This window comes from Streptomyces sp. M-16, from assembly GCF_052114405.1.
Classification (GTDB): domain Bacteria; phylum Actinomycetota; class Actinomycetes; order Streptomycetales; family Streptomycetaceae; genus Streptomyces.
On sequence record NZ_JBFRER010000084.1, the window covers coordinates 19544 to 32441 of the forward strand.

Annotated in this window: 9 protein-coding genes; 4 read left to right on the forward strand and 5 right to left on the reverse strand. The window is 73.3% G+C overall.

Features of this window, described 5'->3' with window-relative positions; genetic code table 11:
* The first annotated feature begins 39 nt into the window (after positions 1-39).
* Positions 40-549, forward strand: a complete 510-nt coding sequence (locus AB4039_RS29810) for a pyridoxamine 5'-phosphate oxidase family protein (RefSeq protein ID WP_266838518.1) — start codon at positions 40-42, stop codon at positions 547-549.
* On the opposite strand, the gene AB4039_RS29815 is transcribed toward AB4039_RS29810, so the two are convergent.
* Positions 542-1876 (reverse strand): DUF1906 domain-containing protein, encoded by a 1335-nt coding sequence (locus AB4039_RS29815; protein WP_442272252.1) that lies wholly within the window; start codon positions 1874-1876, stop codon positions 542-544. The two genes, AB4039_RS29810 and AB4039_RS29815, sit on opposite strands and share 8 nt — an antisense overlap.
* 385 nt (positions 1877-2261) lie before the next feature.
* Here AB4039_RS29815 and AB4039_RS29820 point away from each other — a divergent pair, with 385 nt between their 5' ends.
* Complete coding sequence (locus AB4039_RS29820) at positions 2262-2357, forward strand: hypothetical protein (protein WP_442272253.1); 96 nt, start codon at positions 2262-2264, stop codon at positions 2355-2357.
* 112 nt (positions 2358-2469) lie between these two features.
* Here AB4039_RS29820 and AB4039_RS29825 read toward each other — a convergent pair whose 3' ends face one another.
* Positions 2470-2913: a GNAT family N-acetyltransferase gene (locus AB4039_RS29825; protein WP_442272254.1), complete on the reverse strand. Its 444-nt coding sequence runs from the start codon at positions 2911-2913 to the stop codon at positions 2470-2472.
* Between the two features lie 96 nt (positions 2914-3009).
* Here AB4039_RS29825 and AB4039_RS29830 point away from each other — a divergent pair, with 96 nt between their 5' ends.
* On the forward strand, positions 3010-3447 hold the full coding sequence (locus tag AB4039_RS29830; RefSeq protein ID WP_442272255.1) for a hypothetical protein: 438 nt from the start codon (positions 3010-3012) through the stop codon (positions 3445-3447).
* A 433-nt stretch (positions 3448-3880) separates the two neighbouring features.
* Here AB4039_RS29830 and AB4039_RS29835 read toward each other — a convergent pair whose 3' ends face one another.
* From AB4039_RS29835 to AB4039_RS29845, 3 genes are all read right to left on the reverse strand, one after another.
* Positions 3881-5341: a glutamate synthase subunit beta gene (locus AB4039_RS29835; RefSeq protein ID WP_266838521.1), complete on the reverse strand. Its 1461-nt coding sequence runs from the start codon at positions 5339-5341 to the stop codon at positions 3881-3883.
* Positions 5334-9875, reverse strand: coding sequence for a glutamate synthase large subunit (gene gltB, locus AB4039_RS29840; RefSeq protein WP_442272257.1), 4542 nt, complete (start codon positions 9873-9875; stop codon positions 5334-5336). The genes AB4039_RS29835 and gltB overlap by 8 nt, the downstream gene beginning before the upstream one ends.
* Before the next feature lie 396 nt (positions 9876-10271).
* Positions 10272-11003, reverse strand: coding sequence for a VIT1/CCC1 transporter family protein (locus AB4039_RS29845; RefSeq protein ID WP_266838522.1), 732 nt, complete (start codon positions 11001-11003; stop codon positions 10272-10274).
* 269 nt (positions 11004-11272) lie between these two features.
* Here AB4039_RS29845 and AB4039_RS29850 point away from each other — a divergent pair, with 269 nt between their 5' ends.
* Positions 11273-12271: an ADP-ribosylglycohydrolase family protein gene (locus tag AB4039_RS29850; protein ID WP_266838523.1), complete on the forward strand. Its 999-nt coding sequence runs from the start codon at positions 11273-11275 to the stop codon at positions 12269-12271.
* Positions 12272-12898: the final 627 nt, after the last annotated feature.

The following is a 12898-nucleotide window of genomic DNA, read 5'->3' on the forward strand; positions in this document are numbered from 1 at the left end:
CTGAGCCGCGGGCGACGGGGGCCGCGCTTTCATGGGGCCATGACGACGAACAACTGGGCAGCGTTCGAGAAGGCGGAACCCGAGTTCGCGGCGGCCGTGCGGGCCCGCTTCGCGCAGTACCCGCACCACGTCCTGGGCACCCTGCGCAAGGACGGCTCGCCCCGCCTGAGCGGGCTGAACGTCGACTTCCGCGGCGGGGAGATGTGGCTCGGCATGATGCCGGGCTCGCTGAAGGCCCTCGACCTCCAGCGCGATCCGCGGTTCGCCCTGCACACCAACCCCGGCGGGGGCGAGGACATGCCCGACGGGGACGTGCGGATCTCCGGGCGGGCGGTGGAGATCGTGGACCCGCCGGAGCTGCACCGGTACGCCGAGGAGACGGAGTCCCCGCACCCCTTCCACCTCTTCCACGCCGAGCTGAGGGAGGTCGTGCGGGTCTCGGTGGAGGGCGAGGAACTGGTGGTGCGGACGTGGACCCCGGCGCACGGGCTGCACACCCTGCGCCGGGGCAACGACGACGAACCCGCGCGGGAGGACCCCGTCAGCTGAACGGCAGGCCCGCGAGCGGGCCGCGCACCGGAGCGTCGGCCGGCAGGCCGCCGACCGGTCCGAGGGCGGCCGGGTCCACGTCCACCCAGCTCCGGTCGATGTTGATCGTCACCCCGCCGTACGAGGCGTCGTGGTCCCCGCGGAACTGGTGGGCCCGGCGCGGCCCGGCCCACTGCGCGGTGTGCTCGGGCAGGCCCATGTCGGCGTCGGTGACGGAGGCCGCCAGGTTCCAGCGGGCCACCCACAGCACGTCCGGCATGGCCTGCGGGGCCTGCTGGTAGTGGGCGCTCAGCGCGCTGGCCCCGGAGCTCGCGGAGACGTACGCCGCCGCACGGTAGCCCAGCTCGTGCAGGCGGACCGTCCAGGCGGTGAGGTAGGCGACGACGGGGGCGTCCCAGGTGGCCCGGTCGGTGTAGTTCTCCAGGTCGTTGTAGAGCACCGTGCCCGCGTCCAGGCCGAGCGAGCGGGCCGCGTCGGCGGCGCCGTCGGCGGCCTCCCGGCCCTGGTCGTTGGCCCGGGAGGGGTCGGTGGACAGACCGGTGCTGGAGCTGTTCCAGGGCTGCAGGCCCACCCAGATCGGCATCAGGTGCCAGCCGGCCGCGGCCTGCTTGCGGACCCAGCCCGCCGTCAGCTGCGGCTGGGCGCAGGCGCGGGCACGGCCGCCGATGTAGATGCCGACCGCGCCGAAGGGGGAGTCGGCCCGCCAGGCGTCCATCGCCCGCTGGGTCGGGGCGGTACAGGCGTCGAAGCCGGTGCCGGTGAAGGCCTCCTGGGTGGCGCGGGGCGCCGCCGCCGGGCCCGCGGCGGTGACCACCGGCGCGGTGGCGGGAGCCGGTGCGCCCTCCAACGCGGCGGCCCGGGCCAGCAGGCCCCGTACGGCGGCCGGGTCCTCCCCGTAGGAGAGGGTGGCCATCACCCCGGTCCCGCGCAGGGCGTAGCGCAGCTCGCGGCTGTCGGCGTCGGCGGGCGGCAGCGCGGTGCCGGCGTCGACGGGGAAGGTGGGGATGTCGGCGCGGGGCGGGGCGCCGTCGATGGGCTCCAGGTGCAGGGTGTCGGCGCGGTGGGCGACGGCCCGGCCGGAGGCGCATTCGGCCTGGGTGCCGGCGTGCCCGAGGTAGAGCGCGGGGCGGTCCAGGCGCAGGCAGGCGTCGGGGTGGCGGTCGAGGTCGACGACCTGCCAGCCGGCGGGGAGGGTGACGTGCAGCCCCTGGTAGTCGACGGTCCGCCCGCCGTCGGCGCCCGCGGCGGCGACGGCGGGCGACAGGGGGGCGACGGGCAGCAGCAGGGCGGCGCCGAGCAGGCACCGCAGCAGCGTTCGGGAGGGCATGGCGCCCACAGTTACCAGACCCCGGCCCCGTCAACCGCGGTCCTCCGAGGCCCGGTCCTCCGTACGGCCTACCGCCCCCGGCCGCCGTCCCGCCCCGCGCGGGTCCCCGGCCGGGCCGCACCGGCCGACCCCCACGCGGCCGGCGCCGCCCCGCCCCCCTCGGGCCGGGGGCGGCGTCCGGGCGTCTCCCCCCGGTACCCGGACTCCCCCCGCGGGCCGGAGGGCCACCCCAACGAGTGGTCCCCCGGCTCCCACCACGCCGGGCGCGGCGGCCCCCGGCCCCGCCTCCGGCGAGTGAGACGAGGACCCGGGAGATCGCCGCCCCGGTCGCCGAGGGCCTCACGACGGCGGCCACGCGGCCCGCCTCCACCTGAGCCCCCGTACGGTGGACACCCACCTCTCCCACGTCTACCGCAAGACCGGCGTCACGACCCGCGCCGCCCTGGCCGCCCTCGCGGCCCGCTCGTCCCCGTCCCGTTGAGCACGCGTCCCGGCGCCCGGCCCCCCGTCACCGGAGGCACCGGGGACCACCCCGCGCCGGTACGGGCGGCGGCCCGTCGCCGGACCGGCCGCGAGGGCCCGGCCCGTACGGCCTACCGCGCGGCGGCGGCCCGCACCATGTGCACGTCCACCGCGTCCTGGGCCTCGACGGTGAACCCGTACCGCTCGTACAGCCCCCGTGCGGCGCTCCCCCGCAGCACGGTCAGCCGCACCTCGGCCCCCTCGGCGTCGGCCCGCGCCAGCACACCCTCCAGGACCCGGGTCCCGATCCCCCGCCCCTGGTGCGCCGCGTCCAGGTAGAAGTGCTCCAGCACCAGTCCGCCCCGCGCGGGCCGCACGGTGAGACTCCCCACCGGCTCCCCGCCGGCCTCGATGACCCCGGAGTGCTCACCGCCGAACGAATCCCGGACCAGCTGCCGGGCCCGATGGTGGTCGTAGCGCCCGAGCCGCTCCAGGTCGGCCCGCATCACGGCCGCCTTCAACTCGGCGACCCACTCGACGTCCCCGTCCCTCACACCCCGCACCCGTAGATCCATCCCGCCAGTGTCACCAGCCACTCCCGAGGGCGTCGTCAGTGGTGCCGCCTACTGTGAACACAGGCATTTGTGATCACTGATTCCGGGGGGAAAGTCATGAACCACACCCGCACCACCCACATCGCCCGCACGGCCATCACCCTCACAGCTGCGGCCGCGGCCCTGGCACTGACCACAGGGGTGGTCCAGGCGTCCGCGGCGGAGCGGGAAGTGATCTCCCACCCGGGCCCCGACGGCCTGATCTGGGTCCCGGAGACCACCGGTTCCAGCGGCTTCGTCTCGGGCGGCCTCGCCTCCCACCTGGACACCTTCACCACCTTCGCCTGCGAGGGCGGCGGCAGCATCGAGGTGTCGTTCCGCCTCGACGACCACCCGGACCGCAACCCGGCCCCCTTCACCCTGACCTGCCCGACGGGCACCCCGGCGAGCATCACCGTCCCCCTCGGCACCGGCCTGTCCGGCGGCTTCGGCGCCACGGTGACGACCTCCACCCCGACGACCCGCTGGGGCGCCACGGTCGTCCAGCCCGAGTAACCGACACCGCCCGGCCCGGCGGTCCCGTCACGGGCCGGGGCTCGGCTCCCCGCCGGCCCGGCCCGTTCACGAACAGTGGATCCGGCTCCGCTCCCGTGGCGCACCGGCCGCCGCCCCCCGAACGCCACCGCGCCCGCCATCCCTGGTCGGGGACATGGCGGGCGCGGTGTCAGAATTCCGCACGTCGTTGTACGGACCGTATGAGGGGTCCCGCCCCACGGACGGGGCGGGGGTACCACAGGTCACTCCGCATACGGTACCGACGGCCGGAGGCCGGCGCAGCCGGGCGAAGCCCGGGAGGCCGCCAGCGGCCGAGCGGTGCGAGCCCGGCGTCCCAGAGAGGTCATGGCGGGCGCGGTGTCAGAATTCCGCACGTCGTTGTACGGACCGTATGAGGGGTCCCGCCCCCGGAGGGGGGCGGGGGCGACGGTGGTTACACCGTCAGGGAGCGGTCCGTCGGCTTGACCGGGTACGGGAGGGCGCTGGTGCCGGTCAGGAAGCGGTCCACGCCGCGGGCGGCCGAGCGGCCCTCCGCGATGGCCCAGACGATCAGCGACTGGCCGCGGCCGGCGTCACCGGCGACGAAGACGCCGTCGACGTTGGTCGCGTAGGCGGCGTCGCGGTCGATGTTGCCCCGCGCGTCCAGCTCCAGCCCGAACTGCTGGACCAGGCCGTTCTCCTGGTCGGTGCCCGTGAAGCCCATCGCCAGGGTGACCAGCTGCGCGGGGAGGACGCGCTCGGTGCCCGGCTTCTGGACGAGCTTGCCGTCCTCGAAGGCGACCTCGATCAGGTGGAGGGACTGGACGTTGCCGTCCTCGTCGCCCTCGAAGTGGGTGGTGGAGACGGAGTAGACCCGCTCGCCGCCCTCCTCGTGGGCCGAGGTGACCTTGTAGAGCATCGGGAACGTCGGCCAGGGCTGGTTGGCGTTCCGGTCCTCGCCCGGCTTCGGCATGATCTCCAGCTGGGTGACCGAGGCGGCGCCCTGGCGGTGGGCGGTGCCGACGCAGTCCGCGCCGGTGTCGCCGCCGCCGATGACGACCACGTGCTTGCCCTCGGCGGTGATCGGCGGGGCCAGGAAGTCGCCCTCCTGGACCTTGTTCGCGAGCGGGAGGTACTCCATCGCGAGGTGGATGCCGTTCAGCTCCCGGCCGGGGACCGGCAGGTCGCGGGAGACGGTGGCGCCCGCCGCGATCACCACCGCGTCGAACCGCTTGCGCAGGTCGGTGGCGGTGATGTCACGGCCGACCTCGATGCCCGTGCGGAACTTGGTGCCCTCCGCGCGCATCTGCTCGATGCGGCGGTTGATGTGCACCTTCTCCATCTTGAACTCGGGGATGCCGTAGCGCAGCAGCCCGCCGATGCGGTCGGCGCGCTCGTACACCACCACGGTGTGGCCGGCCCGGGTCAGCTGCTGGGCGGCGGCCAGACCGGCGGGGCCGGAGCCGATGACGGCGGCGGTCTTGCCGGACAGGCGCTCGGGCGCCTGCGGGGTGACGTCGCCGTTGTCCCAGGCCTTGTCGATGATCGAGACTTCGACGTTCTTGATGGTGACGGCCGGCTGGTTGATGCCGAGCACGCACGCGGACTCACAGGGAGCCGGGCACAGACGGCCCGTGAACTCCGGGAAGTTGTTCGTCGCGTGCAGCCGCTCCGACGCCGCCGCCCAGTCCTCGCGGTACGCGTAGTCGTTCCACTCGGGGATCAGGTTCCCGAGCGGGCAGCCGTTGTGGCAGAACGGGATGCCGCAGTCCATGCAGCGCCCGGCCTGCTTGCTGATGATCGGGAGCAGCGAGCCCGGGACGTAGACCTCGTTCCAGTCCTTCAGCCGGTCGGCGACGGGACGGGAACAGGCGGTCTCGCGGGGGGTGGTGAGGAAGCCCTTCGGGTCAGCCATGGGTCGCCGCCTCCATCATCTTCTCCGTGGTCTCGGACTCCGAGAGTCCGGCCAGCTCGGCGGCGTCCTTGGCGGCGAGCACTGCCTTGTACGTGGTGGGGATGATCTTGCTGAAGCGGGCCACCGCGGCGTCCCAGTCAGCCAGGAGCTTCGCGGCCACGGTCGAGCCGGTCTCCTCCTCGTGGCGGCGCACCACATCGTGCAGCCACTGCCTGTCGGCGTCGCCGAGGTCGGTCTCGACCGCCTGCGTGTTGCCGACGTTGACGTTGTCCGGGTCGAGGTCGATGACGTACGCGACGCCGCCCGACATGCCCGCCGCGAAGTTGCGGCCGGTCTCGCCCAGGACGACCGCCCGGCCGCCGGTCATGTACTCGCAGCCGTGGTCGCCCACGCCCTCCGAGACGACCAGGGCGCCGGAGTTGCGGACGCAGAAGCGCTCGCCGGTGCGGCCGCGCAGGAACATCTCGCCGCCGGTGGCGCCGTAGCCGATGGTGTTGCCGGCGATGGTGGAGTACTCGGCGAGGTGGTCGGCGGCGCGGTCCGGGCGGACGACGATCCGGCCGCCGGAGAGGCCCTTGCCGACGTAGTCGTTGGCGTCGCCCTCCAGGCGGAGGGTGACGCCCTTCGGCAGGAAGGCGCCGAAGGACTGGCCGGCGCTGCCGGTGAAGGTGAGGTCGATGGTGTTGTCGGGCAGGCCCGCACCGCCGAACTTCTTCGTGACCTCGTGGCCGAGCATGGTGCCGACGGTCCGGTTGATGTTGCGGATCGCGACCTGGGCGCGGACCGGCTGGGCCGCCTCCGCGGTATCGGCGTTCAGCGCGTCGGCCGCGAGCTTGATCAGCTCGTTGTCGAGGGCCTTCTCCAGACCGTGGTCCTGCTCGATCAGGGCGTGGCGGACCGCGCCCTCGGGCAGCTCCGGCACGTAGAAGAGGGGGGCGAGGTCGAGCCCCTGCGCCTTCCAGTGCGTGACGGCCTTGCTGGTGTCGAGGAGCTCGGCGTGACCGACGGCCTCCTCGATCGTGCGGAAGCCCAGCTCGGCGAGGATCTCGCGCACCTCCTCCGCGATGAACTCGAAGAAGTTGACGACGAACTCGGGCTTGCCGGAGAAGCGGTCGCGCAGGACCGGGTTCTGGGTGGCGATGCCGACCGGGCAGGTGTCCAGGTGGCAGACGCGCATCATGACGCAGCCGGAGACGACGAGCGGCGCGGTCGCGAAACCGAACTCCTCGGCGCCGAGCAGCGCGGCGATGACCACGTCGCGGCCGGTCTTGAGCTGACCGTCCGTCTGGACCACGATGCGGTCGCGCAGCCCGTTGAGCAGCAGGGTCTGCTGGGTCTCGGCGAGGCCGAGCTCCCAGGGGCCGCCCGCGTGCTTGAGCGAGGTGAGCGGGGAGGCGCCCGTTCCGCCGTCGTGGCCGGAGATGAGGACGACGTCCGCGTGGGCCTTGGAGACACCGGCGGCCACGGTCCCGACGCCGACCTCGGACACGAGCTTCACGTGGATGCGCGCGGCCGGGTTGGCGTTCTTGAGGTCGTGGATCAGCTGGGCCAGGTCCTCGATGGAGTAGATGTCGTGGTGCGGCGGCGGGGAGATGAGCCCCACGCCCGGCGTCGAGTGACGCGTCTTTGCGACCCACGGGTAGACCTTGTGGCCGGGCAGCTGGCCGCCCTCGCCGGGCTTGGCGCCCTGCGCCATCTTGATCTGGATGTCGTCCGCGTTGACCAGGTACTCGGAGGTGACGCCGAAGCGGCCGGAGGCGACCTGCTTGATCGACGAACGCCGCGCCGGGTCGTACAGGCGGTCCGGGTCCTCGCCGCCCTCACCGGTGTTGGACTTGGCGCCCAGCTGGTTCATGGCGATGGCGAGGGTCTCGTGCGCCTCCTTGGAGATGGAGCCGTACGACATGGCGCCGGTGGAGAAGCGCTTGACGATCTCGGAGACCGGCTCGACCTCGTCGATGGAGATCGAGGGGCGGTCCGAGGCGAAGCCGAACAGGCCGCGGAGCGTCATCAGGCGCTCGGACTGCTCGTTCACCCGGTCGGTGTACTGCCGGAAGATGTCGTACCGGCGGTTGCGGGTGGCGTGCTGGAGGCGGAAGACCGTCTCCGGGTCGAAGAGGTGCGGCTCGCCCTCGCGGCGCCACTGGTACTCGCCGCCGATCTCCAGCGCGCGGTGCGTGGCCGCGATGCCGGAGGCCGGGTACGCCTTGGCGTGGCGGGCGGCCACCTCCTTGGCGACGACGTCCAGGCCGGCGCCGCCGATCTTGGTGGCGGTGCCGCTGAAGTAGGTGCCGACGAACTCCTCGTCGAGGCCGACGGCCTCGAACACCTGGGCGCCGCGGTAGGAGGCGACCGTGGAGATGCCCATCTTGGACATGACCTTCAGGACGCCCTTGCCGAGCGCGTAGATCAGGTTCTTGATGGCCTGCTCCGGCTCCAGGCCGGACAGGAAGGTGCCCGCGCGCAGCAGGTCCTCGACGGACTCCATCGCCAGGTACGGGTTGACCGCGGCCGCGCCGTAGCCGATGAGCAGCGCGACGTGGTGGACCTCGCGGACGTCACCGGCCTCGACCAGCAGACCCACCTGGGTGCGCTGCTTGGTGGCGATGAGGTGGTGGTGCACCGCGGAGGTGAGCAGCAGCGACGGGATCGGCGCGTGCTCGGCGTCCGAGTGGCGGTCCGACAGGACGATCAGGCGGGCGCCGGCCTCGATGGCCGCGTCGGCCTCGGTGCGGATCTCCTCGATCCGCGCGGCGAGCGCCTGGCCGCCGCCCGAGACCCGGTACAGGCCCGAGAGGGTGGCCGCCTTCATGCCCGGCATGTCGCCGTCGGCGTTGACGTGTATGAGCTTGGCCAGCTCGTCGTTGTCGATCACCGGGAAGGGCAGGGTGACGCTGCGGCAGGACGCGGCGGTCGGCTCCAGCAGGTTGCCCTGGGGGCCCAGCGAGGACAGCAGCGAGGTGACGAGCTCCTCGCGGATGGCGTCCAGCGGCGGGTTGGTGACCTGCGCGAAGAGCTGGGTGAAGTAGTCGAAGAGCAGCCGGGGGCGCTCGGACAGGGCCGCGATCGGCGAGTCCGTGCCCATGGAGCCGAGCGGCTCGCCGCCCGTGCGGGCCATGGGCGCGAGGATGACGCGCAGCTCTTCCTCGGTGTAGCCGAAGGTCTGCTGGCGGCGGGTGACCGAGGCGTGGGTGTGGACGATGTGCTCGCGCTCGGGCAGGTCCGTCAGCTCGATCTCGCCGGTCTCCAGCCATTCGGCGTAGGGGGCGGCGGCGGCCAGCTCGTTCTTGATCTCCTCGTCCTCGATGATCCGCTTCTGGGCGGTGTCGACGAGGAACATCTTGCCGGGCTGCAGGCGGCCCTTGCGGACGACCTTGGCCGGGTCGATGTCCAGGACGCCGACCTCGGAGCCGAGGACGACGAGGCCGTCGTCGGTGACCCAGTAGCGGCCGGGGCGCAGACCGTTGCGGTCGAGGACCGCGCCGACCTGGGTGCCGTCGGTGAAGGTGACGCAGGCCGGGCCGTCCCAGGGCTCCATCATCGTGGAGTGGTACTGGTAGAACGCGCGGCGGGCCGGGTCCATGGAGGTGTGGTTCTCCCACGCCTCCGGGATCATCATCAGCACGCTGTGCGGCAGCGACCGGCCGCCGAGGTGGAGCAGCTCCAGGACCTCGTCGAAGGAGGCCGAGTCGGAGGCGTCCGGGGTGCAGATCGGGAAGATGCGGTCCAGGGCGCCGTCGCCGAAGGCGCCGGAGGCCAGCTGGGACTCGCGGGCCTTCATCCAGTTGCGGTTGCCCTTGACCGTGTTGATCTCGCCGTTGTGCGCGACGAAGCGGTACGGGTGGGCGAGCGGCCAGGACGGGAAGGTGTTCGTCGAGAACCGGGAGTGGACCAGGGCGAGCGTCGACGCGAAGCGGCGGTCGGAGAGGTCCGGGAAGAAGGGCTCCAGCTGGCCGGTGGTCAGCATGCCCTTGTAGACGATGGTCCGGGCGGAGAGCGACGGGAAGTAGACCCCGGCCTCGCGCTCGGCGCGCTTGCGCAGCACGAAGGCCTTGCGGTCCAGCTCGATCCCGGTGGTCCCGTTGCTCACGAAGAGCTGCGAGAAGGCCGGCATGGTGGCGCGGGCGCCGTTGCCGAGCAGGTCGGGGGTGACCGGGACCTCGCGCCAGCCGAGGACCGTGAGGTTCTCCTCGGCGGCGAGGGCCTCGATCCGCTCCACGGCGACGGCCTGTGCGGGGCCGTCGGCGGGGAGGAAGGCGATGCCGACGGCGTACGCGCCGGCCTCGGGGAGCTCGAAGCCGGCGACCTCGCGCAGGAAGGCGTCCGGCACCTGGGACAGGATTCCGGCGCCGTCGCCCGAATCCGGCTCGGATCCGGTGGCGCCCCGGTGCTCAAGGTTCCGCAGTACGGTCAGCGCCTGCTCGACGAGGGTGTGGGTCGCCTCGCCGGTGAGGTTCGCCACGAATCCGACGCCACAGGCGTCCTTCTCGTTGCGCGGGTCGTACATGCCCTGCTGGGCGGGGCGACCGTCCATGGGCGACCAGGCGGTGGTGCTGGGGCCGGTCGCGGAGTGCGTGGATGCGGAACGCATCGGCTCTCCCGTCGTCGTCGTGGCATATGTGCATAGCCGAGGGACGACGTTGGCCCTCTGCGAAATTTCGTGCAGGTTACATGATGACGGCAATCCCGAGAAGCGGATATGGCGTTCCAGCATGCGGACTCGACACGAGGCGGGAAAGAAGGACCTTCGCTGGGCTGCGGGGGCTCCCACAAGGACTTCTGCGGACGCAGCACGGGGCGGAGGTCCCGGCGCGATGCGGGCATCGTTGCCCGGGCGCCCTGGTCTGATGCCCCGCGGTCACGGAATCGAAACCGCCGGGTAACGGACTACTTATGTTGCGCACTGCATAGTGTCTCACTCTCGCGGCGGTTAGCCTACGACGCCACCGATCCAGGTTCCCAGGATGTACGTCACACCGGCGGCCGCACCACCCAGGAGCAGCTGACGCGCGCCGCTGTACCACCAGGACCGGGCGGTGACCCGGGCGACGACCGCGCCGCAGGCGAAGAGTCCGACGAGCGCGAGCAGCACGGCCGGCCACAGGGCGGTCGCCCCGAGCAGGTACGGCAGCAGGGGCAGCAGCGCGCCCAGCGCGAAGGACCCGAAGGACGAGACGGCGGCGACGAGCGGCGAGGGCAGGTCGTCCGGGTCTATGCCGAGCTCCTCGCGGGCGTGGATCTCCAGCGCCTGCTCCGGGTCGCGGGAGAGCTGCATGGCGACCTCGCGGGCGAGGGCGGGCTCGACGCCGCGCGAGACGTAGAGCTCGGCGAGCTCCTCCATCTCGTCGACGGGGTGCTTGCGCAGCTGCTGGCGTTCCACGTCCAGCTCGGCCAGGACCAGCTCGCGCTGCGAGGCGACGGAGGTGTACTCCCCGGCCGCCATCGAGAAGGCGCCGGCCGCGAGGCCCGCCAGGCCGGTGATCACGATGGTCTGCGGGGCGACGGCGCCGCCGGCCACGCCGGTCATCAGCGCGAGGTTGGAGACGAGGCCGTCCATGGCGCCGAACACGGCGGGCCGCAGCCATCCGCCGTTGACGTCGCGGTGGGTGTGGTTGTCGCGGTGGGCGGTGTGCAGCGGCGCTTCGATGTCGATGATGGACATGCGTCGAATCTCCCCTTTTCGTACGAGTGGGTACGCGAAGGCAACGCGCAGCCGTGCCCACCATCCGGGCACCCCCTGAACACCTCGAAACTACGCACGATTTCTGCCGCCCGCCAGCAAGGAAGGCCGTACTTACCTGGGGTTTCACGGGTCGGCGACCGGGTGACGGCGAGGTTCGCGGGGTGTTTCGCGGCGAGCGACAAACCTCATGCCGTGGCACAAATCCCCCAAGGGCTCATCATGAGTCCCATCAAGTGGAGAGGCGCGCCATGGAGCTGATCGCATCCCTTCCGCAGGCCCATCCGCAGGTCGTCCTCGAACGGGCCAGGGGCGCTCTTCTCGGCCTCGCGGTGGGCGATGCGCTGGGCGCCCCCGCGGAGAACATGAAGCCGTCGGAGATCCGGGCGAAGTGGGGCCGCATCGAGGGCTTCGTCTCGGACGACCCGGCGGGCACGGACGACACGGAGTACGCCATCTTCTCGGGCCTGCTGCTGGCCCGGCACGGCTCGGCGCTCACCGTCGCCCACGTCGAACGGGCCTGGCACCACTGGATCGCGGACCTGGACGAGGGCCCCTTCCGCGGGGCCGGCTTCTCGGAGCGCGGCACCCTGGAGAACCTCCGGCGGGGCCTGGCCGCGCCCATCTCGGCGCAGCACCGCCACGCCTGGAGCGACGGCCTCGCCATGCGGGCGGCCCCGTTCGGGGTGTTCGCGGCGGGCCGCCCGGCGGAGGCCGCCCGGCTCGTCGCCATCGACGGTTCGGTCAGCCACGACGGCGAGGGCATCTACGGGGGCCAGGCCGTGGCCGCCGGGGTCGCGGCGGCGATGGCGGGCGGCTCCCCCGCCTCCGTGGTCTCGGCGGCCCTGTCGGTCATCCCGTCCGACTCCTGGACGGCCCGCTCCCTGCGGCGCGCCGTCACCGCCGCCCCGCGCGGGGAGCGGGCGGTGCGTTCGGCGGTGGTCATCGGGGGCTACCCGTGGACGGACCTCGCCCCGGAGGCGGTGGGTCTGGCGTTCGGGGCCTTCGCCGCCTGCGCGGGCGACTTCTCCGCCTCCGTCCTGACCGCCGTCAACATGGGCCGGGACGCCGACACCACCGCCGCCGTGGCGGGCTCCCTGGCCGGGGCCCTGTCCGGCGCGGCCGCGATCCCCGCCGCCTGGGCATCGGCCATCGGCCCGGTCCGGGGCAGCTGTCTCCCCTCGATGCGGGGCTACCACGTCCTGGACATCGCGGACCTCCTCACCCCGGAAACCGAGCCGCCCCGATGACCCCGAACCCCACCCTGCCCCCGACCCCGACCGCAGCTCCGACGGCGACTCCCCCCACGGCCCCGACTCCGGTCCCGACCGCGGGCCCGACTCCAGGCCCGACCACGAGCCCGACTGCGGGCCCGACCACTGGCCCGACCGCGGGCCCGGCCACGACCACGGCCCCGACCCCGGATCCGGCCGCGAGCCCGGATCCGGCCGCAGGCCTGGCCGCGGGCCTGGCCCAGCCGGTGCCCCCCGCTCCGACTCCGACTCCGGCCCAGGCCACGGGCACGGCTCCGGCCCCCGGAAGCCGCGGAGTAGCGGAAGCCTCCGGGGTCGCCGCCGCCCCGACGGTCCTGACGGCGGCTCCGACACCGGGCCCGGCCGTCGCCACAGCCGCGCCCCCGGCTCCGGCGGTGCCCCCCGCTCCGACTCCGACTCCGACTCCGGCCCAGGCCACGGGCACGGCTCCGGCCCCCGGAAGCCGCGGAGTAGCGGAAGCCKCCGGGGCCGCCGCCGCCCCGACGGTCCTGACGGCGGCTCCGACACCGGGCCCGGCCGTCGCCACAGCCGCGCCCCCGGCTCCGGCGGTGCCCCCCGCTCCGACTCCGACTCCGACTCCGGCCCAGGCCACGGGCACGGCTC

Bases quoted from the DNA above. Each gene is read 5' to 3' on its own strand.
- AB4039_RS29850 (WP_266838523.1), top strand. From the start codon at position 11,273: ATGGAGCTGATCGCATCCCTTCCGCAGGCCCATCCGCAGGTCGTCCTC.
- AB4039_RS29815 (WP_442272252.1), bottom strand. From the start codon at position 1,876: ATGCCCTCCCGAACGCTGCTGCGGTGCCTGCTCGGCGCCGCCCTGCTG.
- AB4039_RS29845 (WP_266838522.1), bottom strand. From the start codon at position 11,003: ATGTCCATCATCGACATCGAAGCGCCGCTGCACACCGCCCACCGCGAC.
- AB4039_RS29825 (WP_442272254.1), bottom strand. From the start codon at position 2,913: ATGGATCTACGGGTGCGGGGTGTGAGGGACGGGGACGTCGAGTGGGTC.
- AB4039_RS29830 (WP_442272255.1), top strand. From the start codon at position 3,010: ATGAACCACACCCGCACCACCCACATCGCCCGCACGGCCATCACCCTC.
- AB4039_RS29835 (WP_266838521.1), bottom strand. From the start codon at position 5,341: ATGGCTGACCCGAAGGGCTTCCTCACCACCCCCCGCGAGACCGCCTGT.
- AB4039_RS29810 (WP_266838518.1), top strand. From the start codon at position 40: ATGACGACGAACAACTGGGCAGCGTTCGAGAAGGCGGAACCCGAGTTC.
- gltB (WP_442272257.1), bottom strand. From the start codon at position 9,875: ATGGACGGTCGCCCCGCCCAGCAGGGCATGTACGACCCGCGCAACGAG.